The organism is Mucilaginibacter flavidus (assembly GCF_024055575.1).
Lineage (GTDB): Bacteria > Bacteroidota > Bacteroidia > Sphingobacteriales > Sphingobacteriaceae > Mucilaginibacter > Mucilaginibacter flavidus.
In genome coordinates this window covers 22,652-42,204 of record NZ_JAMXOE010000002.1, presented here as the reverse complement: position 1 = coordinate 42,204, position 19,553 = coordinate 22,652, and the positions used below count along the sequence as shown (strand labels likewise).

20 protein-coding genes are annotated in these 19,553 nt (G+C 42.9%); 9 read left to right on the top strand and 11 right to left on the bottom strand.

Features of this window, described 5'->3' with window-relative positions; genetic code table 11:
- Positions 1 to 3 precede the first annotated feature (3 nt).
- From secG to NAF19_RS04505, 4 genes are all read left to right on the top strand, one after another.
- A complete protein-coding gene (secG, locus tag NAF19_RS04520) occupies positions 4 to 357 on the top strand; it encodes a preprotein translocase subunit SecG (protein WP_252788621.1) in 354 nt (117 codons plus the stop codon).
- Between the two features lie 236 nt (positions 358 to 593).
- Entirely contained in the window at positions 594 to 869 is a 276-nt protein-coding gene (locus NAF19_RS04515; protein WP_252788620.1) for a co-chaperone GroES, read from the top strand.
- A gap of 103 nt (positions 870 to 972) precedes the next feature.
- Positions 973 to 2,607: a chaperonin GroEL gene (gene groL / locus NAF19_RS04510; RefSeq protein WP_252788619.1), complete on the top strand. Its 1,635-nt coding sequence runs from the start codon at positions 973 to 975 to the stop codon at positions 2,605 to 2,607.
- Between the two features lie 413 nt (positions 2,608 to 3,020).
- Positions 3,021 to 3,809, top strand: coding sequence for a mechanosensitive ion channel family protein (locus NAF19_RS04505; RefSeq protein WP_252788618.1), 789 nt, complete (start codon positions 3,021 to 3,023; stop codon positions 3,807 to 3,809).
- 125 nt (positions 3,810 to 3,934) lie between these two features.
- Here the strand turns inward: NAF19_RS04505 and NAF19_RS04500 are convergent, their stop codons facing one another.
- Genes NAF19_RS04500 through NAF19_RS04475 form a run of 6 tightly spaced genes read right to left on the bottom strand, consistent with a single transcriptional unit; the run spans position 3,935 to position 10,038 of the window.
- Complete coding sequence (locus NAF19_RS04500; protein WP_252788617.1) at positions 3,935 to 5,281, bottom strand: DUF58 domain-containing protein; 1,347 nt, start codon at positions 5,279 to 5,281, stop codon at positions 3,935 to 3,937.
- A gap of 37 nt (positions 5,282 to 5,318) precedes the next feature.
- The gene (locus NAF19_RS04495) at positions 5,319 to 6,296 is read right to left on the bottom strand and encodes an AAA family ATPase (RefSeq protein ID WP_252788616.1); all 978 of its coding nucleotides are present in this window, start codon (positions 6,294 to 6,296) and stop codon (positions 5,319 to 5,321) included.
- Positions 6,297 to 6,300: 4 nt separating this feature from the next.
- Entirely contained in the window at positions 6,301 to 7,479 is a 1,179-nt protein-coding gene (locus tag NAF19_RS04490; protein ID WP_252788615.1) for a DUF4350 domain-containing protein, read from the bottom strand.
- Positions 7,476 to 8,201: a DUF4129 domain-containing protein gene (locus NAF19_RS04485; RefSeq protein ID WP_252788614.1), complete on the bottom strand. Its 726-nt coding sequence runs from the start codon at positions 8,199 to 8,201 to the stop codon at positions 7,476 to 7,478. The genes NAF19_RS04490 and NAF19_RS04485 overlap by 4 nt, the downstream gene beginning before the upstream one ends.
- A gap of 3 nt (positions 8,202 to 8,204) precedes the next feature.
- The gene (locus tag NAF19_RS04480; RefSeq protein ID WP_252788613.1) at positions 8,205 to 9,077 is read right to left on the bottom strand and encodes a hypothetical protein; all 873 of its coding nucleotides are present in this window, start codon (positions 9,075 to 9,077) and stop codon (positions 8,205 to 8,207) included.
- The gene (locus NAF19_RS04475) at positions 9,061 to 10,038 is read right to left on the bottom strand and encodes a stage II sporulation protein M (RefSeq protein WP_252788612.1); all 978 of its coding nucleotides are present in this window, start codon (positions 10,036 to 10,038) and stop codon (positions 9,061 to 9,063) included. Before NAF19_RS04475 ends, NAF19_RS04480 begins: the two co-directional genes overlap by 17 nt.
- 86 nt (positions 10,039 to 10,124) lie before the next feature.
- On the opposite strand from NAF19_RS04475, the gene NAF19_RS04470 reads away from it, so the two are divergent.
- The gene (locus NAF19_RS04470) at positions 10,125 to 10,850 is read left to right on the top strand and encodes an RDD family protein (RefSeq protein ID WP_252788611.1); all 726 of its coding nucleotides are present in this window, start codon (positions 10,125 to 10,127) and stop codon (positions 10,848 to 10,850) included.
- Here the strand turns inward: NAF19_RS04470 and NAF19_RS04465 are convergent.
- Both NAF19_RS04465 and NAF19_RS04460 read right to left on the bottom strand, forming a co-directional pair.
- Positions 10,832 to 11,197, bottom strand: a complete 366-nt coding sequence (locus NAF19_RS04465) for a DUF2752 domain-containing protein (RefSeq protein ID WP_252788610.1) — start codon at positions 11,195 to 11,197, stop codon at positions 10,832 to 10,834. The two genes, NAF19_RS04470 and NAF19_RS04465, sit on opposite strands and share 19 nt — an antisense overlap.
- The gene (locus NAF19_RS04460; RefSeq protein ID WP_252788609.1) at positions 11,197 to 11,694 is read right to left on the bottom strand and encodes a DUF5684 domain-containing protein; all 498 of its coding nucleotides are present in this window, start codon (positions 11,692 to 11,694) and stop codon (positions 11,197 to 11,199) included. The genes NAF19_RS04465 and NAF19_RS04460 overlap by 1 nt, the downstream gene beginning before the upstream one ends.
- Before the next feature lie 120 nt (positions 11,695 to 11,814).
- Between NAF19_RS04460 and NAF19_RS04455 the strand changes: the two genes are divergently transcribed.
- Together NAF19_RS04455 and NAF19_RS04450 are read left to right on the top strand one after the other, a co-directional pair.
- Complete coding sequence (locus NAF19_RS04455) at positions 11,815 to 13,242, top strand: L-serine ammonia-lyase (RefSeq protein ID WP_252788608.1); 1,428 nt, start codon at positions 11,815 to 11,817, stop codon at positions 13,240 to 13,242.
- A gap of 91 nt (positions 13,243 to 13,333) precedes the next feature.
- Positions 13,334 to 14,650: an aminotransferase class V-fold PLP-dependent enzyme gene (locus tag NAF19_RS04450; RefSeq protein WP_252788607.1), complete on the top strand. Its 1,317-nt coding sequence runs from the start codon at positions 13,334 to 13,336 to the stop codon at positions 14,648 to 14,650.
- Positions 14,651 to 14,669: 19 nt separating this feature from the next.
- Here NAF19_RS04450 and NAF19_RS04445 read toward each other — a convergent pair whose 3' ends face one another.
- From NAF19_RS04445 to NAF19_RS04435, 3 genes are read right to left on the bottom strand one after another with little or no spacing between them, the layout of a single operon-like run.
- Positions 14,670 to 15,398, bottom strand: a complete 729-nt coding sequence (locus NAF19_RS04445; protein WP_252788606.1) for an SGNH/GDSL hydrolase family protein — start codon at positions 15,396 to 15,398, stop codon at positions 14,670 to 14,672.
- Entirely contained in the window at positions 15,395 to 16,138 is a 744-nt protein-coding gene (lipB, locus tag NAF19_RS04440) for a lipoyl(octanoyl) transferase LipB (protein WP_252788605.1), read from the bottom strand. Before lipB ends, NAF19_RS04445 begins: the two co-directional genes overlap by 4 nt.
- A gap of 4 nt (positions 16,139 to 16,142) precedes the next feature.
- On the bottom strand, positions 16,143 to 16,778 hold the full coding sequence (locus tag NAF19_RS04435; protein ID WP_252788604.1) for a 4'-phosphopantetheinyl transferase family protein: 636 nt from the start codon (positions 16,776 to 16,778) through the stop codon (positions 16,143 to 16,145).
- 99 nt (positions 16,779 to 16,877) lie between these two features.
- On the opposite strand from NAF19_RS04435, the gene NAF19_RS04430 reads away from it, so the two are divergent.
- Together NAF19_RS04430 and NAF19_RS04425 are read left to right on the top strand one after the other, a co-directional pair.
- The gene (locus tag NAF19_RS04430; protein ID WP_252788603.1) at positions 16,878 to 17,720 is read left to right on the top strand and encodes a phytanoyl-CoA dioxygenase family protein; all 843 of its coding nucleotides are present in this window, start codon (positions 16,878 to 16,880) and stop codon (positions 17,718 to 17,720) included.
- Between the two features lie 115 nt (positions 17,721 to 17,835).
- Complete coding sequence (locus NAF19_RS04425) at positions 17,836 to 19,029, top strand: Gfo/Idh/MocA family protein (protein WP_252788602.1); 1,194 nt, start codon at positions 17,836 to 17,838, stop codon at positions 19,027 to 19,029.
- The last annotated feature ends 524 nt before the right edge of the window (positions 19,030 to 19,553 follow it).

Sequence of the window (19,553 nt, the reverse complement as noted above, 5' to 3'; positions counted from 1 at the left end):
AAAATGTATTCATTATTGCTGATCATAGCGATCATTGTGTGTGTCCTTTTGGTGTTGATCGTGTTGATTCAAAATCCTAAAGGTGGTGGTTTGTCATCAAACTTCTCAAGTTCATCCCAGTTAATGGGGGTGCAAAAAACCGGCGACTTTTTAGAAAAAGGCACCTGGATTTTGGCTATCACCTTAATGGTATTGTCGCTTGCTATTAATGTTGCTGTAAAAGGCGGCGCCGATAAGGCCGACAGTTCGCAATCGAAAGGCCAGGCCGAAAAAGTATTAAAAACTGCACCGGTTAATAACGCCCCGTCACAAACATTGCCGGGCCCGGTTACAACACCTGCACAAAAAACCAAATAAGGTTTATAAAATTATTATGAAAGGCTTTGGATTTTTCCAGGGCCTTTTTAATTTAAAACCTACTGACATGATGGCATTGCGATGTTAAGCTATCATTAAAAATGAAAACTGCTTACCTGTATAAGGTGACAATTTGAACACTAAGTATGCCAATTTTGAACTTTGCGCCTGCTTGGCATAATTGATGTTGAACACAGGCAGAACTTAAATTACTATAAATTTATAATTGTATAACTATGTCATTAAACATTAAACCTATCGGAGACAGGGTAGTAGTGGAAGCTGCTCCGGCCGAAGAGAAAACTGCATCGGGAATTATCATCCCTGATACTGCAAAAGAAAAACCGCAGCGTGGAACTGTAGTTGCTGTTGGCGAAGGCAAAAAAGACGAGCCTTTAACCGTTAAAGTTGGTGACCAGGTTTTATATGGTAAATATGCCGGTACCGAAATCCCGTACGAAGGAAAAGAGTATTTAATTATGCGCGAATCTGATATTTACGCGGTATTATAATTATTGTAAAGTTGCAATGTTGAAAGGTTGTAAAGTTGCCTTCCGACATTGATTTTCATAACATTTCAACTTTACAACGTTCAAACATTCAAACAAAAATAAAATGGCAAAACAAGTCAAATATAATGTGGAAGCACGCGACGCCCTGAAAAGGGGTGTTGACATTTTAGCTAATGCAGTTAAAGTAACTTTAGGTCCTAAAGGCCGTCACGTAATTATCGATAAAAAATTCGGTTCACCTGCAATCACCAAAGATGGTGTTACTGTAGCAAAAGAAATTGAGTTGAAAGACCCGATTGAAAACATGGGTGCCCAAATGGTAAAAGAAGTTGCATCAAAAACTGCTGATATAGCAGGTGATGGTACTACTACTGCTACTGTTTTAGCCCAGGCTATTGTTACTGCAGGTATTAAAAACGTTGCTGCCGGTGCAAATCCAATGGATTTGAAACGCGGTATTGACAAAGCTGTTGCAGCTGTTGTTGAAAACTTAAGAGCTCAGTCGAAAACTATCGGCGAGGACAACAACAAAATTAAACAAGTTGCTTCAATTTCTGCTAATAACGACGAGGTGATCGGTGCGTTAATAGCTGAAGCAATGGAAAAAGTTGGTAAAGACGGTGTAATTACTGTTGAAGAAGCTAAAGGAACTGAAACTGAAGTTAAAACTGTAGAAGGTATGCAGTTTGACCGTGGTTACCTTTCTCCATACTTTGTAACCAACGCTGATAAAATGGAAGTAGAGTTAGAAAACCCTTACATCCTTATCTACGACAAAAAGATTTCTTCGATGAAGGAATTGTTGCCGGTACTTGAAAAACAAGTTCAAACTGGCAGGCCTTTATTAATTATAGCAGAAGATCTTGACGGTGAAGCATTAGCTACTTTGGTAGTTAACAAAATCCGCGGCTCACTGAAAGTAGCCGCTGTTAAAGCGCCAGGTTTTGGCGATCGCCGTAAAGCAATGCTGGAAGATATCGCTATTCTTACCGGTGGTACCGTTATTTCTGAAGAAAGAGGCTACAAATTAGAGAATGCTGATCTTACCTATTTAGGTACAGCTGAGAAGATTGTTGTTGATAAAGACAATACTACTGTTATCAATGGCGCTGGCCAGGCTGAAGAGATCAAATCTCGTGTAAGCCAGATCAAAGCTCAGATTGAAACCACTACTTCTGATTACGATAAAGAAAAATTACAGGAGCGTTTAGCCAAATTATCAGGCGGTGTTGCTGTATTATATATCGGTGCAGCTTCTGAAGTTGAAATGAAGGAAAAGAAAGACCGTGTTGACGATGCTTTACATGCAACCCGTGCGGCTGTTGAAGAAGGTATTGTTGCAGGTGGTGGTGTAGCATTCATCCGTGCAGTAGCATCGTTGGCTGACCTTAAAGGCGCTAACGAAGACGAAAACACAGGCATCCAGATCATCCGTCGTGCAATTGAAGAGCCATTACGCCAGATCTGCGAAAACGCAGGTATCGAAGGTTCTATCGTTGTACAGAAAGTAAAAGAAGGTAAAGATGATTTCGGTTACAATGCACGTACCGACAAATACGAAAACTTAATTGGAGCCGGTGTTATCGATCCAACTAAAGTAGGACGTGTAGCATTAGAGAACGCAGCTTCAATTGCATCGATGTTGTTAACAACAGAGTGTGTATTGGCTGACGATCCGGATGATGCTCCTGCTGGTGGTCCCCCAATGGGCGGCGGCGGCATGGGCGGCATGATGTAATCGTGAAGCCCTGAGCCAAAAGTCTGAAGTCTGAAGTCTGAAGGTCATTAATTTTGACTTTTGACTTTAGACTAATGACTCAAGACTAATAAAAAACCCTTGTCTGCTTTAGTGGACAAGGGTTTTGTTTTTGAAACACCCCGTTTCGTCATAGCAAGGTAAACGAACGGTCATTTGTTAATCAAATGATTGATTAAGTAAAAATTAGGTTACAATTAGCAGTATTTTTGGGTGTTAAATAGAGAGCCACAGTTTAGGCACAGCATTTGAATACACAACAATACTATGAAAAATATAACAGAAGCAGCCAAATTTATCCAGAGCCAATTGGTCGACTGGGTACTAATAAAAGGCCCCGAGCTTTTCATAACCATCTACGGTAAGTAATAAATTTATAAATTTGCTTCCATATTATGGAAGTTAAAGAGTTTTACAAAGAGTTCCACACCTGGATCGTTACACAAGGCCCAAAATATGTTTTCGGGATTATAGTTTTTGCCATTGGCCTTTGGGTCATCAGGTTCCTAAGAGCCCGCATTCGTCTTCGCCTCAGTCAAAGAGCAGTACATTCATCCCTCCAGCCATTTATTTTAAGTTTAACCATTACCAGTTTATATGTATTGCTGATCATCTGGGTGATGAATTACATAGGTTTTGAAATGACCATTTTCACAACCATTATCGGGGCGTTTTCAGTAGCGGCCGGTTTGGCGCTGTCGGGCACATTTCAAAACTTTGCGGGAGGGGTGCTTATCCTATTATTAAAGCCATTTGAACTTGATGACAGCATTGTAGCGCAGGGACAGGAAGGTAAAGTAATATCTATCCAAATATTTTATACTGTATTGCTTACAGCAGATAATAAAACAGTTATTATTCCCAATGGAAAACTATTTAACGAGGTAATTGTAAACGTAACCCGCGAAGGCAAACGACGCCTGGACTTTGACGTTAGATTGGGTTACGCTGCTGACATTGACAAGGCCAAACAAATAATGCTGGATGCCGTAAAATCGACCAAAAATGTGTTAACCACACCGGCAATTAGAGTTGGCCTCGTAGGGCTGGATACCGACTGTATACGTATAACCGTAAACGTGTGGGTAGAGCCGGCCAACTTTTTGGATGTTAAGATAGCCCTGATGGAGACGATCATTAAGAACCTGGGCGCTGCAGGCATTAATTTCCCGAAGCCGGGTTAAGTTAAGATATAAAATTTTGTCATTGCGAGGCACGAAGCAACCGCGAACTGTGCAAGTCCGCCTTGCATGGTTCGCGATTGCCGCGCTCGTTCCTCGCTCGCAATGACAAAATTTTGAATGGTCCCTCAAATTTTCTGCCGCGCTTTCAATTCCAAATACCGGTTGATGGTATTAATCGTCAAATTTTGCGGGGTCGTTAATATCGATTGAATATTATATTTCGCCAATTCTTTTACAATCAGCTTTTTATCATAAGCAAATTTCTCGGCGATGGTTTTTATGTAGATGCCTTCAACGTCGTCCGCAGTGGTTTCGCTGACTTTTTTGAGTTCGGTGTTCTCAAAAAATACCACCAGTAAAAGATGGAACCGCGCAATCCGTTTTAAAAACGGCAATTGCCGTTGCAGGGCATACATACTTTCGTAATTGGTAAAGAACACCACCAGGCTGCGTTGTTTCACCACGTTACGAATGGTGGCATATAACAGCTCCATATTAGTTTCGAGGTAGCGTGTTTTCTCTTTGTACAGCACCTCTAATATTTTATTTATCTGTGTCGGGCGCCTGTCTGCGGGTACTACGGCGCCAATTTTTTCGGCAACGGTGATCAGGCCGGCTTTGTCTTCTTTTAACAGCGCCACATTCGAAAGTACCAAACTGGCATTAATAGCATAATCCAAAAGGCTCATCCCTTCAAATGGCATCTTCATCGCCCTAGATTTATCAATTACGCAGTAAACCTGCTGCGATTTTTCGTCGATGTACGAGTTGGTCATCAAACTTCCCTTACGCGCAGTGGCTTTCCAGTTTATAGTGCGGTAATCATCGCCTGGCACATATTCTTTTACCTGTTCAAACTCAAGGCTGTGGCCGAGTCGCCGTATCTTTTTTATACCGATTTCGGACAGGTTATTTGATATCGCCATCAACTCATATTTGCGCATCTGTAAAAACGAAGGATAAACAGCAAGCGTCTCTCCCTGGCTAAAATTATAGCGCCGCCTCACTAACCCCAAGGCCGAGGTTACAAATACCCTTATATAGCCAAACTCATATTCGCCGCGACGGGTTGGGCGCAGGCTGTAACTGATCAACTTGCGCTGCCTCGGCTTCAAAGCTGTTTTAAACCAAATGTCGCGCTTTTGAAACTGGAAAGGTATCTCGTCAATTATTCCGATGCTAACGTTAAACGGGTACCAGTTTTCAATATAAATACCCAACTCATTCTCATCGCTGTTGCTTAACCGCTCGGGAGCATGGCGTTTGGCAAACACACCTTTTTGCGTGCCGTAAAGCATAGCAAGGTCTGTAATAAAAAGTAAAGTGAGCGTTAAAAATAGCAGTAGGGGAATCGTTTCCATCCACGGAAAAAAGAAAGCAAGCATAAACAGCGCTGCGTTGCAACCAAGCGCTATGAAAATGCGCCCGGTGAAAAATAAATCCGTATAAAACAGCCTGAAAACTTTTTTCACTTAGTATCTTTCTTAAAACTACTCACCACTCACCATTCTACCTTGGTACCTCTATTTTGTGTATGATCTGTGCTATAACGTCATCCGGTGTTACGCCCTCCATTTCCTTGTCAGGCGTAAGCATTATGCGGTGCCTTAACACTGGAGCGGCCACGTAGGCAATATCGTCAGGCGTAACAAAGTCGCGGCCTTTAATAGCAGCTATGGCTTTCGCGGCGTTTACAATAGCAAGCGATGCGCGCGGCGACCCACCAAGGTACAGCGATTTATTGCTGCGGCTTTCGTGAACTATCTGCGCGACGTATACCACCAGTTTGTCTTCCACATGCAGATTCTTTACTACCTGCCTGAGTGTAACTATTTCGTGCGCCGAAAGCACCGGTTTTACGTGACCTAACTGATCGGCGGTTTTTTGATTGTGCTGTTGCGTTATTACGGCTATCTCCTCATCAAGGGTGGGGTATTTTACCTCTATCTTAAATAAAAAGCGGTCCAGTTGGGCTTCGGGCAAGCGGTACGTGCCTTCGTGTTCAACAGGATTTTGGGTGGCCAGTACAATAAACGGTTCATCCATTTTGTAGGCGGTGCCATCCATTGTAAGCTGCCGCTCCTCCATCACCTCAAATAAAGCCGATTGTGTTTTGGCAGGTGCACGGTTAATCTCATCAATCAATATAATGTTGCCGAATATGGGCCCGTGTTTAAACTCAAATTCAGTAGTCTTCGGGTTAAAAACCGACGTGCCTAAAATATCCGATGGCATCAAATCGGGCGTAAACTGTATCCTGGAGTATTTGGCGTCTATCGACTTTGCAATCAACTTTGCAGTTAAGGTCTTGGCAACGCCCGGCACTCCTTCAATCAATACATGTCCGTCGGCCAGTATTCCCGCAATAAGCAGGTCAATACTGTCATGCTGCCCCACAATTATGGTGGATAAAGTGGCTTTTATCTGTTCAACAGCACGGCTTAGCCCGCTAAGGTCTGTTCGCTGCGCAAATATTTCGTCTTCCATATATTTACCTGGCTTGGTTATAAATTTGTTCAATCAGTTTATTTAGTTCAATCAGTTCGGTGTCGGTTACCTGCTCCTGTACGCTTATATAGCTGATATAATTTACCAAATCGTTTGCAGCATTGCGGGAAATTCCCAGCTTGCCTATAATTTTTTCAGTAAATTCTTCATCAAGTTTATTGGTTTTTACCTGGTGCTCATCGCGCAGCCAGGTTAAAAAATAAAGCACCTTTTTTTGGGCGATGTTGGCATTATTCCGCTTTTCGTAATATACCCGCCCCACAACGTTCACAAACTCAAGCGATGAGTTTTTTAGAGGCTCAATTACAGGTATAATGCGCTGCCTGCGCTTAATATCATATAACACAAATAGAAGCAGGCTAAACAAGGCGATGTAGTAGGCCCATTGTAACGAGGGATTGCCCAAAAATAATCGCATCGGCGATTCATCACCTAAATCGCCCTGGGTGTAATATTCGTCCAGCGCTATGTTTTTGGTGTTTTTTACAAAGGATAACATTTTGGCAGCATATTCTGAAGCATCCTTGTTAAGCATACTATAGTTGCCGAAAAATTTCGGGGTGCTGCACAGGTACAAGTTTCCTTTGCCAAAGGTGTACTTGACAAAGTTGGCTTTGCCGTCGCTGTTTTGGCTTATAACTGTTGCCTGTGCGGTGTCAATTTGTGAGAAAAAGGTAGTTGCAATGTCTTTGGCAATCCGTACCCCTTTTCGCGTTTTAAGATGCGGGCTTAAAAAGTTAACCTCGGCAAATGAATCGAACGATTTAAAAATTTGCTTTGTTTCAATATGCAGGTTTTTAGTAAGCGGGCCGCCGAAATAATCTGCGGCAATAAAAACATCATTGCCTTTTTCTACATATTTTTTTAACTGGTTATAATCAGTTTTAGAGAGCTGTACACCCGGGCAAATTATTATGTATGATGTATTTGCAATGGAGTCTTCGGCAATAACGTTGTAAACCGGTTGACGGTAGGTAGTCACTTTAGCGCCAGGGAAAACGTCGGTAAGCTGTTTCGACAGGATGTAGGTGCCAAACGGTATTTTACTTTTACTGCTCAATGTCTCGGTCCAGTCAACCGCTTTGGGGCGGTTAAACTGCGCGGTGAGGTAAATGGCCAGTATAACAGCTCCGGCAATAAGATATATTCTCAGACTTTTCATGGCAGTTGCTTTTTAAAGTCCGTGAAAAGCATATCTATATTGGTATATGCCTGTTTATTAATAGCGAAGTTTCCGTACCACACGAATTCAAACTGGCGCGTAAGCAAACCGAATACCCGTTTTTGCTCCGGGGCGGTCAGCTCCGAAATATAGGCTGTGTTTGTTTTATCGGGTTGCCATTGTATCAAATCTTTATCACTAAGTTGTTTCAGGCATTTTAAATACAACAGCCGCACCGCAAGCCTGAAATTGTGCTGCGCTACCGCACGTTCAATTTCGGCGTCGAAATCAATTCCATGAATATCCTCCAGCGATTCGCTGTACGGAACCGCAACTTTAGCTGCTTCGCCACGCCAAAAGGTAATCGGATCAATCCCAAGCGATTTGAATATGACGAAAGCTAAAAACGCGACGGCTAAAACAGCGAAAAAGTATTTCAGCGCCGTGCCGCTAAACGGAATGCTGTTAAACAGGCGGCCAATTTGATACCATACCCAGTCCCAAAACCTTTGCCAAAGCGAGGGCTTTCCTATACTTTGTCCGCTATAATCAAAATCTTTGTCTGCTTTGTATTTATCAAGTGCTTTTTGGTCAAAGTGTCGGGCGCTGATTTTTGAAGTATCAGTAATTACTTTTAAGGGTTTCTTTTTTGCTGCCGCGAAACCAGTGCCGCAAAACATAACCATAAACAGTACCAAAAAAGCCAGCGATAACCTTTGCATTGCCTAATATTCTTCAGTTGGTAAATTTGAGTTGTCAGCTGCGCCGGTGCCGAATTTTTCAATACGCTCAAGCAAGCCCAGCCCGTCTTTTTGCTCGGCTAAGCTAAAATAACAGAGGCAGATGGCAATACCCGGCAGGGCATAGCCAAGCATTAAAATATTACGGAGCGCACTAAAGAAAATGATCAGGGGCGTTGTAATATTTTTAAGCGACACAAGCGTGCTGCTCATGCTGATAATGGTTATAGGGTATTGAGCGAATGAATTGGCAATACCCACTATCATGCCCATTACAAATATAACCCCGAAGGTTGACCACCAGTTTTCTCTTATGATCCGGAAAGCTTTGTTAAAGGCGTAGCTAAACGAAGAATTTTCAATAACCATTATCGGTATGATGAGGTAGAAAATAGGAAACACATAAATGCCCGGGATAATACAAAGGATGAACCCTATGACAGACATAATTGCAATTAAAATACTGCTGCCAAATACCCTGAAAAAGTAGTATTTAAAATAACCCCATACCTCTGCAAACGTCGGCTTTACGTTGCCTTTTTGAAGGTAGACCGAAATATAACAAAGCGTAACCAGGTGTATGCAGGCCTGCGCTGCAATCAACGAGAACATACTGATAACGAAACTGATGATATAGTCGTATTGCCCGCCCTGTATGTTTTGGAAGCGACCGGTAAACATCGACGACATTTTAAGGTAGGCAAAGGCAGTAGTAATGGTACCAAGCACCAAAAAAAAGCCGCAGATAATAAATAGCGATTTAAATAATGGCTTAAAATTTTCTTTTAAAAAAGTAAAACTGTCGTTAATAACCTGGCCAAAGTCTCGTACGCGCCTTAGTTCAATAGGTTGTTTCATTTATAGTCAGGTTATTGCGATTTAATTTTCGGTTAAGGTTTGCCGGGTACAATATAACATACCAAATTATAAATACCAGCGAGCATGTTAAAATGGTTACACTTTGCCAAATAGCCATTTCTGTGTGGCGTGTTACAAAGCCCTCGAAAAAAGCTGCGACAATAAAAATGGGAACAATGCCTATAGCTATTTTAAGACCATCTTTAGCGCCGTTTTTAAGTGATGCAACGCGAGTATACGTTCGCGGAAACAAAAGGCTGTTCCCTACAATAAGTCCCGCGCCGCCTGCTATGATAATTGCAGATATTTCGAGCGTGCCGTGCAGCCATATTACCATTATCGACTTTAGGCCCAGGCCCTTGCTGAAAAAATAATATTGAAACGAGCCTAGCATTACGCCGTTCATCAACAATTGGTATATGCTGCCCACTGACAGAAATATACCCATCACGAAAATCATCAACTCGACCTTAATATTGTTTGCCGCTATAAATAAAAACATTAAAAAGGAGCCTTCCTGCTTATAAACGCCGAATGGGTCGCCTTTGGCAATGTTTTCGTTTGTCATATTCACATAATCATCGCCCATTATCAGGCGCACAAAGGTGTTATCGTATTTTGCTGATAGCGCACCCATCAGGCAGAAAACAAGGAAAAACAGGAGTGAGTAAAGCAGCGGCCTGCGGTGTTTATAAAATATCAGCGGCAGTTCGTATCTCCAGAAAGTAATAAAACGGTTGGTTTTCTCTTTTTTGTTTTTGTAGATAGATTGGTGAAAGGCAGCGGCCAGCCCATTCAAATATTTTGTTGTGTTTGATTTTGGGTAAAATGTTTTGGCGTAAGCCAAGTCGTCGGTAATGCTTATAAACGATTCCGCAAGCTCATCCGGGCTTGTCGCCTTTGAATTTTCATAATCTTTCCACCTTTGCGTGTTTTGTTTTATAAACAAGGCTTCGCGCATTTTCTAAATTATATTTTTTGTTTAATGTAATACAAATTTTTAATCCGCAAACAATTTATAAATAACAATTTTATATTTGTTACACGATGGAAATAATTACAGTACACACCGCCCAGAATATTGATATAGACTACGAAATTGGCGGCCTGGGCGAGCGAATATTGGCCCGGTTACTGGATTATGCCGTGTTTATTCCATTTGTTATTGCTGCTATGTTTATTGTTCCCGCTGTTACAGAATATGCATCGGCTGTATACGCCATAGTTATGGTAGTTTTATTTGTGTTTTACGATTTGTTGTGCGAAGCTTTTTTTAACGGGCAGAGCGTAGGTAAATTGGTTATGAAAATACGGGTGATAAGTCTCGACGGGGCGCGCCCTAAGTTTAGCCAGTATTTATTACGCTGGTTATTCAGGATGGTTGACTTTGGTATTACCGGCGGTTTAGGGGCCTTGATTACCGCTGCGATGAGTGAAAATGGCCAGCGTATTGGTGATATTGTTGCCGGCACAGTTATGGTACGCACCGAGCCCCGCACCAAAATGAACAACATTGTTTTTAATAATACCGAAAGCACCTACCAACCTGTATTTAGCCAGGCGGGTGAATTAAACGATGGAGATATTGCTTTAATACACGATGTAATTGCCAATTATTTTAAAACCGGCAACAATAGTATTGTTTTCGCCATGGCCGAAAAGGTTAAGGCCCATCTTGTCATAACACCGCCTGAAAGGATGAACAGCCTCGTGTTTTTACAAACTATTATAAAAGACTATAGCCATATTTCGGCTCAGGCAGATGCTTTGTAGTGGCTGAATAACCCCCACATCTTTATGCAGTAGCTGGTCAGGATAATACCGCCGACAACCATAAAAAGCGTTTTTTTTACGATGTTTTTTGGGTTGTCGAGCTTGAAGTATTTGTCGAAAATAAGGTAAACGGATAATGATATAAGCGGTATGGCTGCAGGGTACAAAGCAACACTTTTATGTAAATCGCCGTGGATAAGTGCAATCATTGAACGTTGAAAGCCGCAGCCGGGGCAATCAAGGCCGGTTAAATATTTAAATGGGCAGGGTATTAAATGATTTTGCAGCCAGTTAATAAAGTTTAACTGGCTGCAAAACACTTGTATAATATCAACTTTTAATAGCACTAAGCTTGCGGTGGCGGCGGGTTATTACTAAAAGGGTCCTGGTAATTATTATTGACATTAGGACTATTGAATGGGTCACGTGGTCTCAACCCACCTGCTTCTGCCGCCGAGGGGCCCAGGTATTGATAACTGCCGAAACCAAGTATCGGCCAAAAAATAAAGCTCAATAAAATTAACCCTATAGTAAAACCTTCGCTTTGTCCAAAGCTTTTGCTCACCAGGTTTAGCGTCCATATAATAAATACGATATTTACGCATGGTATAAAAAACAAAATTACCCACCATACAGGTTTACCTACAATTTCAAGCATAACTATCCATGTGTAAACAGGGATTAGCGCCGCCCAGCCCGGTTTGCCAGCTTTTTCATAAACTTTCCATTTGCCAACAATTGTAATAACGGCAACAATAAGGATTGGAATTAATGCGGCTAAGATCATTGCCATAATTGCAGCGGCAAAGCCGCCTGAACTTGAATCTAAATCGTAATTTTGCATAGTTTTAGGTTTATAAGTGAGTTAATAATTACATGCAAAATATAAAAATTAATTGTAAAACCCTCATTGTAAACTTTTTATTTAAAAACAAATACACGCATATTATCATAAATTTGACCCGTGCAAAGAGAGCAAATTTCAGTTTTCGATATTTTTAAAATAGGTATAGGCCCCTCAAGTTCACACACGCTTGGCCCATGGCGGGCGGCACAACAATTTGTGCAGTCGTTGGAAGATAAACAGGTGCTGCCATTGGTTGAGCAGGTAAAAATTTTACTTTACGGCTCGTTAGCAAAAACAGGCCGCGGCCACGGTACGGATATTGCCATACTGCTAGGTTTGAGTGGCGATGACCCGGTAACTTTTGAGGTTGACCAGGTTGGCCCTAAAACTGCTAATATCCACACTTCGCACAAGCTTATACTTGCAGACAAGCACCAGATTGATTTTGACGTTGATGCCGATTTGCTGTTTCTTTTTAACGAAAGCCTGCCGTTTCACCCAAACGCAGTAACCTTTCAGGCGTTTTTGAGTAATGGCAACGCTGTTTCTGAAACTTACTATTCGATAGGCGGCGGCTTCGTGGTAAAAGAAGGTGCCGAAGGCTTGCAAAAAGCCGAAGTGGATTTGCCTTTCCCCATTGATACTGCCAGCAACCTGCTGCATTGGTGCATGAAAACCGGTCTTAAGATATCGGAAGTGGTAATGGAAAACGAGCTCGCCTGGCGCAGCGAGCAGGAAACGTTGCAAGGTATACAAAATATTTTTACGGCATTAAAAGAATGCATTTACCGTGGTTGCCATACCCGCGGCACATTGCCGGGCGGCCTTAATGTAGCCCGTCGCGCCGCCAGCCTTAACAAACGATTATTAGGCGACCGTACTTATAATAATTATGATGAATGGATAACCGCCATTCGCAGCACCGGCAATAGCTTCCAGAATACATTGGATTGGGTGAGCTGCTTTGCGCTGGCAGTTAACGAAGAAAATGCCTCGTTTGGTCGCGTAGTTACTGCGCCCACTAATGGGGCCGCAGGGGTAGTGCCGGCTGTGCTTCAATATTTTATCGCTTTTTGTGATGGTTATAGTAAAGAACGCATCGTGCAATTTTTACTTACCGCATCCGAGATCGGCAGCATATTTAAAAAAGGCGCGACTTTATCTGCTGCCATGGGCGGTTGCCAGGCCGAAATCGGCGTGTCATCTGCAATGGCCGCCGCCGGCCTTACCGAATGCCTTGGCGGCACACAGCGCCAGGTTTTAATGGCTGCCGAAATTGCCATGGAACATCACCTCGGCCTAACCTGCGACCCAATTGGCGGATTGGTACAGGTGCCCTGCATAGAACGCAATACCATGGGCGCCATAAAAGCCATCACCGCATCGCAACTGGCCCTGCAAACCAATCCTGATAATGCCAAAGTCAGCCTTGATGCCGTGGTTAAAACCATGTGGCAAACAGCGCTGGATATGAATTCGAAATATAAAGAAACTTCGGACGGTGGGCTGGCGATAAACATTCCGATTAGTTTGCCGGAGTGTTAAAATGTCTGAACCTTGATTCGCCTGATTTAAGGATTGTTTGATTTTTGCATTCGTTTGTTAATCAATATTTAAAACCCTAAATTCGTTTATCATGATGACAAACGACCGCCGCATATTTTTGAAACAGGCAGCAACCCTTGCGGGTGCTTTTTCTGTTAATAGCCTCTTCAACCAGGCTCATGCCGCCGAATGGCAAAAGGCATCACAAAAAATCAACCATCTTACCCCTGCGCAGGCTGCACAGGATGAGGATTATTGGGCAGTTATCCAGCGGTCGTTTAGTGTAAACTCCAATATTATCAATTTAAATAATGGTGGTGTATCGCCATCGCCTATAGTGGTGCAGCAAGCCGTGGAACGGTACAACCTGCTGGCAAACGAGGGGCCTTCGTATTTTATGTGGCGCATACTAGACCAGGGGCGCGAGCCTTTGCGCGAGAAACTGGCTAACCTGGCCGGTGTGAACCCCGAAGAAATTGCGGTTAACCGCAATGCAACGGAATCTTTAAACACCATTATACTAGGCCTGGATTTAAAAGCCGGGGATGAAGTTGTAGGCAGTAAGTTTGATTACCCGCACATGGTGCAGGCTTACAAGCAACGTGTTATGCGCGATGGCATAGTTTATAACCAGGTGAACCTTAATTTACCAAGTGAAAATGATGAGGAAATGGTTAAAGCTTATGAAAGCGCCATCACTTCAAAAACAAAATTAGTGCATGTTACCCACGTAATTAACTGGGTTGGGCAGATATTGCCGGTAAAAAAGATTTGCGACATGGCACACGCCAAAGGGGTTGAAGTTATAGTTGATGGTGCGCATTCATTTGGGTTAATGGATTTTAAAATACCCGACCTGGGCTGCGATTATTTTGGCACCAGCCTGCACAAATTTCTTTCTGCTCCAATTGGCAGCGGAATGATGTGGATTAAAAAGGAAAAGATAGAAAAAATATGGCCGCTACCGAGCAGCGGCGAACCACATAGCAAGGACATCCGCAAATTTGAAGAGCTGGGCACCCGAAGTTTCCCCATCGAGCAGGGAATAGGCGAGGCCATCAACTTTCATGAAGGTATAGGCAGCAAACGAAAAGAAGAACGCATAAGGTATCTTAAAAACTATTGGGCCACAAAGGTTCAGCAAATACCCAACGTAAAGTTGCACACGTCATTAAATCCAAAGTACTCATGTGCAATCTGCGGTGTAAGTATCGATGGGATGACACCAGGCGAATTGGACACCGCCCTGTTCAATAATTATAAAATACACGTGGTAGGTATAAAAATTGAAAACATAAGCTGTGTGCGCGTTACGCCGCATGTATACACTTCATTGCACGATTTGGATAAGTTTGCGCGGGCAATTGATGAAATTGCCGCAAAAGCCAAATCAACGGGTAGTAAATAATCGGAAATAAAGGCTGATGTTATTTCTGCTCCAGTCTTGCTTTTACAGAAGGCTCAAGTGCCTGCACCCACATTTGATACATTTGGGCAGAAGGGTGTAAGCCATCAATAGCGATTAATGACGGGTTTGTAGCCGCCAACCTTGATATAGCTGTTATATCAATATAACTTGAAACGTGCGCTTTTGCCGTTTCCTCCTTGTTAATCGCATTAAAAGCGTCAATATCTGGCCCAATTGTGTTTTCGCGCCCTGCTGCAAACGGGGTGACGCCATAATCAGGGATAGATAGAACAAAAACCCTGCTGGCATCGCCTTTTGCAAAGTTGATTGCTGTATGCAGCACTTGTGCAAACTTTGTGCGGTAATTGTCTTTGCTCTGATACTGGTATTGATCATTAACCCCGATAAGTAAAGTAACGAAGTCGTATTGTTTATCTTTAAAGTCGCTGTGGGAAATAGCGCCTATCAAATTATCGGTAGTCCAGCCGGTTACAGCAATAATGTCGGGTGGTTGTACGTCAAACTTAAATGAATTTAATGAGTTGACAAGCTGATAAGGGAACGATTGATTTTGTGGCACGGACTGGCCAATGGTGTATGAATCGCCTAATGCAAGATAAGTTACTGGTGCTACCATAGGTTTTGTGGTGGTTACCGTGTCGGTTTTTGCTGTTGCAGGCACAGTCGCCTTTTTTGCGCAGCCCGACAAAGCGGTTATGGTTATTAAAATAAGTTGTATTGCTTTCATTGCATCATCTCCATATTAAACAATACGGAAATATGATGTTTTAGGATTTTTTTTACTTCATTAATATCTACTTCGCGCCCCAACTCGCGCTGCATACTGGTTACATCCTTATCATCAATGCCGCAAGGAACAATGTTTTTAAAATAATCAAGGTCGGTATTCACATTAAACGCCAGCCCATGCATAGTAACCCAGCGGCTGCAACGTACGCCCAGGGCGCATATTTTGCGCGCATTTTCGTTGTCTGCATCGAACCAAACGCCGGTATAGCCCGGGTAGCGACCGGCGGTTAAGCCGTAATCGGCCAGGGTAAGTATCACAGCCTCTTCCAGCGTACGCAGGTAAAGGTGTATGTCGGTAAAAAAATTATCAAGGTCGAGGATAGGGTAGGCTACTATTTGCCCCGGCCCGTGGTAGGTGATATCGCCACCACGATTGATGGGATAATAAACCGCCTGCTTTTCCTTTAAGCCTTGTTCATCCAGCAATAAGTGTTCGGGCTTGCCACTTTTGCCAAGAGTGTACACATGCGGGTGTTCACAAAAAACAAGGTAATTCAATGTATCGCTGGCTACACAGTGGTTGTATGTGTGCCCGGTACCATCTGCCAGTGCCACTTCTTTGTTTCGCAGGGCAATTTTTTCGTTTACGGTTTCGGCAAATAAAGCTTCCTGGCGGTCCCAGCCTTGTTTATAGTCAATAAGCCCCCAATCCTGGAAAATTACCTGTTTATTTTTCATTGCATTATCCCTTTACGTAGCCAACCATGTAGTCCTGGTATTGCAGATAGCCAACATCGTATTTAATATCGGTATCGCCTTTAAGTAGCCGTGCATCCACCCAGCCATGGCCCTCAAATTGGAACGGTTTCAATAATATATTATCAGCAAATGATACCTCTTTTTGACCGAAGCATTTATACACGGCTTCCTTAGCACACCAGCAAACGTACAACTGGTTTATTTTATCAGGCCCCTGGACGAAGGCTAATTCTTCTTCCCGCATAAATTTATGGGCAATACGCTCTACCTTTTGTTTTACCTGCTCTATATCGATACCCACCGGGTTTTTACCGATCATTACGGCGGCATAATCAAAAGAATGACTTAATGATATATGATAGGGCATATTAACCAAATATGGCTTGCCATGTGAGTCGACTTTGCAATCAATATATTCGTCAGTTTGCAGCATTTTGCGCAGTAGTACACGCGTACCCAGCCAGTGCAGGTTGCGCTTGCCAACCTTAAGGCTCTCGTAGTGGGCCTGTTCCTGCTCGTCTAAACGGAGTTGACTGTACAATTCGTCAGCTTGTTCCTCAATCTTCCAGATCGCAAATTCTGTTTCGTCATCAACCTGCTGCCGGTATGCTATAGCCATAAAAGTAAAATTGCAAAAAGCACAACAAACTTATATCAAATAACACTAAATTGTATCGCTTTTTGTTAATTATACAGCCAACCCTAATAAAATTACATCATGCTAACCGAAAAACTTACACCTGCCCAGGTTGAGCAATATAATCGTGACGGGTATATCATCCTGAAAGATTTTTGTTCGCCGGCCGAAATTGATAAGTTGTATAGTACCGCGCTGGATGACAACGCCATGCGCAACAACGCGCTCGACCTCAACGACCAGAGCGGCAAAAAAACACGATTATCATTATGGTTTACCCCGGGCAATGATGTTTTTGGATACCTAACCCGCAGCGAGAAAGTTGTGGGCACGGTAAAACAATTACTGGGTGGCGATTCGCCGGTTTGTCATTTTCATAGTAAATTGATGCAAAAAGAGCCCAAGGTGGGTGGCGCCTGGGAATGGCACCAGGATTACGGCTACTGGTATAAGAACCAGTTTATGTTTCCCGATGAATTAATAAGCATAATGGTGGCATTAACCGAAGCCAACAAACAAAACGGATGCCTTCAGGTAATAAAAGGTTCGCACAAGCTGGGCCGCGTAAACCACGGCTTTGCCGGTGAACAGGTGGGTGCCGATATGGTGATGGTAAACAATGCCCTTAAAACCATGGATATTGTTTATGTTGAAATAGAACCCGGAGATGCCCTCGTTTTTCACAGCAACCTGTTACACCGATCAGAAGCTAATCTGAGCGACAGGCCGCGGTGGTCGGTTATTTCGTGCTACAATCTGCAATCGAACCTGGCTTATAACGAAACATCAATATCATACAAAATACCGGTTGATATTGTACCCGATGAAGCTATTTTGGAATGGGAGCCAGAATCATTATCAAACGCAGATTTCCTGAAAAAAGAAAATGACCCGGCGTTGAAGCCAACAGGATGGGAGAATTAATAATTTGAAGATGTGCCGATTTGAAAATTTGAAAATGCTTTGATAGTGTGAGATTAAACACTGATTTTAGAGCTTTTAACCATTATAACATTTACAACCATTATAACGAACTACTATGAACATCGCCATGTTAGGTTCGGGTTTTATCGCCCGTTTTTATGCAGACTCGCTACAGGCGCAGCGCGCAAAGGATAGTTTAATCAGCGTTTACTCGCGCAACATCGATAAGGCAAAAAAATTTGCCGACGATTATAAGCTGTCCTTTTACAGCGAGGATATGGATGAGGTTTGCAGCCGCCCCGATGTGGATTGCGTGGTGATATCGCTACCAAACAACCTGCACGAGGCTGCTGTTGCTGCATGTGCAAAGGCAAAAAAACACGTGCTTTGTACCAAGCCGCTTGGGCGTAATGCTGCGGAGGCAAAACGGATGCTTGACATGGTTGAGGCAACGGGCATAATGGGGGGCTACCTGGAAGATTTATGCTACACACCTAAATATCTCAAATCGCTTAAGTCGGTTAAGGACGGTAGCATCGGTAAAGTATTGCTGGCAAAATCGCGCGAGGCGCATCCGGGCCCGCACAGTGATTGGTTTTGGGACCACGAACAATCGGGAGGAGGTGCTATTATTGATTTGGGTTGCCATTGTATCGAGATAGCAAGAGGCTTTATAGGTAAAGATGTCCGGCCGGTTGAGGTGATGTGCTGGGCGGCAACGCAGGTACACCCCATAAAAGCCGAAGATAACGCTATTGGGTTGGTGAAATATGCTAACGGTGCTATCGGGCAGTTCGAGGTAAGCTGGTGCTTTAGAGGAGGTATGGACTTGCGCGATGAAGTAATGGGCACCGAAGGCACCATCTGGCTAAACAATTTCCTGCGTACCGGCTTCGAAATGTTTAGCACAGGCAAAGGCGGCTATGTAGCCGAAAAAGCCGAAAGCAGCAGCGGCTGGTTATTCCCAGTGGGTGATGAGGTGCACGAGTTGGGCTACACCAACATGTTTACCGATATGTTTAATTCTATCGAAAATAAAACAGAACCGATGGAGACGTTTTATGATGGCTATATTGTAAATGCGATAATAGATGCCGCATACATTTCGGCAAAAAGCGGTAGGTGGGAACCAGTACAAATTGAAGGCTGGCGCGGCAGTACCGAAGCAGACAGCGGCCCGGCAACAACATCGTACGATGAAACTTACTATTTAATTAAAAAGGAGATACTGCCATCCGGCGAGCATAAGCTGATATTAAAGCACAAAGTGAGCGGGGAAGTTGTGGTTCGAGAGGTAACTGCTGGTTAAGCTGTCAACGCTGATTTCAATTATGATTTACTCTTTAAAATCACTGACTATTAAAACGATAATATTGTTGCTTACAATAATTGTGGCACCTATTAAACAAGATTCTTTGGTAAACACTATCTGGACATATAAAGTAGCAAACGGTTGCATAGATAAATTGGAGTTTAAACCCAATCACCTGCTCAATGAATACGATTGTGAATTGGATTATAACCTTAAAGGGACTTACAAATTATCAGCGGATACACTTTTTATGGTGATTAATGACGATTCACATTCAGAGGACGGAGGTAAAATTACTCGCTACAGGTCAAAATGTTTAATAAGAAATAACGCGCTGTATACTATTACTACCGGAGAAATGATAAAAGGTACTTGGAAGGACAAAGCCATTAGTTCTAAGACACCAGGCTATAGGAAAATTAAATAATATCAGGTGGCAAGAAAAAAGGTAAAGGAAGCAACCTATTCTCCACATCTTTCCAAAACTTTTGTTGGTAAACTAGCATTGTCCACCCCGTCAA

Bases quoted from the DNA above. Each gene is read 5' to 3' on its own strand.
- NAF19_RS04460 (WP_252788609.1), bottom strand. From the start codon at position 11,694: ATGCAAAATTACGATTTAGATTCAAGTTCAGGCGGCTTTGCCGCTGCA.
- NAF19_RS04505 (WP_252788618.1), top strand. From the start codon at position 3,021: ATGGAAGTTAAAGAGTTTTACAAAGAGTTCCACACCTGGATCGTTACA.
- NAF19_RS04515 (WP_252788620.1), top strand. From the start codon at position 594: ATGTCATTAAACATTAAACCTATCGGAGACAGGGTAGTAGTGGAAGCT.
- NAF19_RS04490 (WP_252788615.1), bottom strand. From the start codon at position 7,479: ATGAAAAGTCTGAGAATATATCTTATTGCCGGAGCTGTTATACTGGCC.
- secG (WP_252788621.1), top strand. From the start codon at position 4: ATGTATTCATTATTGCTGATCATAGCGATCATTGTGTGTGTCCTTTTG.
- NAF19_RS04425 (WP_252788602.1), top strand. From the start codon at position 17,836: ATGAACATCGCCATGTTAGGTTCGGGTTTTATCGCCCGTTTTTATGCA.
- NAF19_RS04450 (WP_252788607.1), top strand. From the start codon at position 13,334: ATGATGACAAACGACCGCCGCATATTTTTGAAACAGGCAGCAACCCTT.
- groL (WP_252788619.1), top strand. From the start codon at position 973: ATGGCAAAACAAGTCAAATATAATGTGGAAGCACGCGACGCCCTGAAA.
- NAF19_RS04475 (WP_252788612.1), bottom strand. From the start codon at position 10,038: ATGCGCGAAGCCTTGTTTATAAAACAAAACACGCAAAGGTGGAAAGAT.
- lipB (WP_252788605.1), bottom strand. From the start codon at position 16,138: ATGAAAAATAAACAGGTAATTTTCCAGGATTGGGGGCTTATTGACTAT.
- NAF19_RS04470 (WP_252788611.1), top strand. From the start codon at position 10,125: ATGGAAATAATTACAGTACACACCGCCCAGAATATTGATATAGACTAC.
- NAF19_RS04435 (WP_252788604.1), bottom strand. From the start codon at position 16,778: ATGGCTATAGCATACCGGCAGCAGGTTGATGACGAAACAGAATTTGCG.
- NAF19_RS04485 (WP_252788614.1), bottom strand. From the start codon at position 8,201: ATGCAAAGGTTATCGCTGGCTTTTTTGGTACTGTTTATGGTTATGTTT.
- NAF19_RS04495 (WP_252788616.1), bottom strand. From the start codon at position 6,296: ATGGAAGACGAAATATTTGCGCAGCGAACAGACCTTAGCGGGCTAAGC.
- NAF19_RS04430 (WP_252788603.1), top strand. From the start codon at position 16,878: ATGCTAACCGAAAAACTTACACCTGCCCAGGTTGAGCAATATAATCGT.
- NAF19_RS04445 (WP_252788606.1), bottom strand. From the start codon at position 15,398: ATGAAAGCAATACAACTTATTTTAATAACCATAACCGCTTTGTCGGGC.
- NAF19_RS04480 (WP_252788613.1), bottom strand. From the start codon at position 9,077: ATGAAACAACCTATTGAACTAAGGCGCGTACGAGACTTTGGCCAGGTT.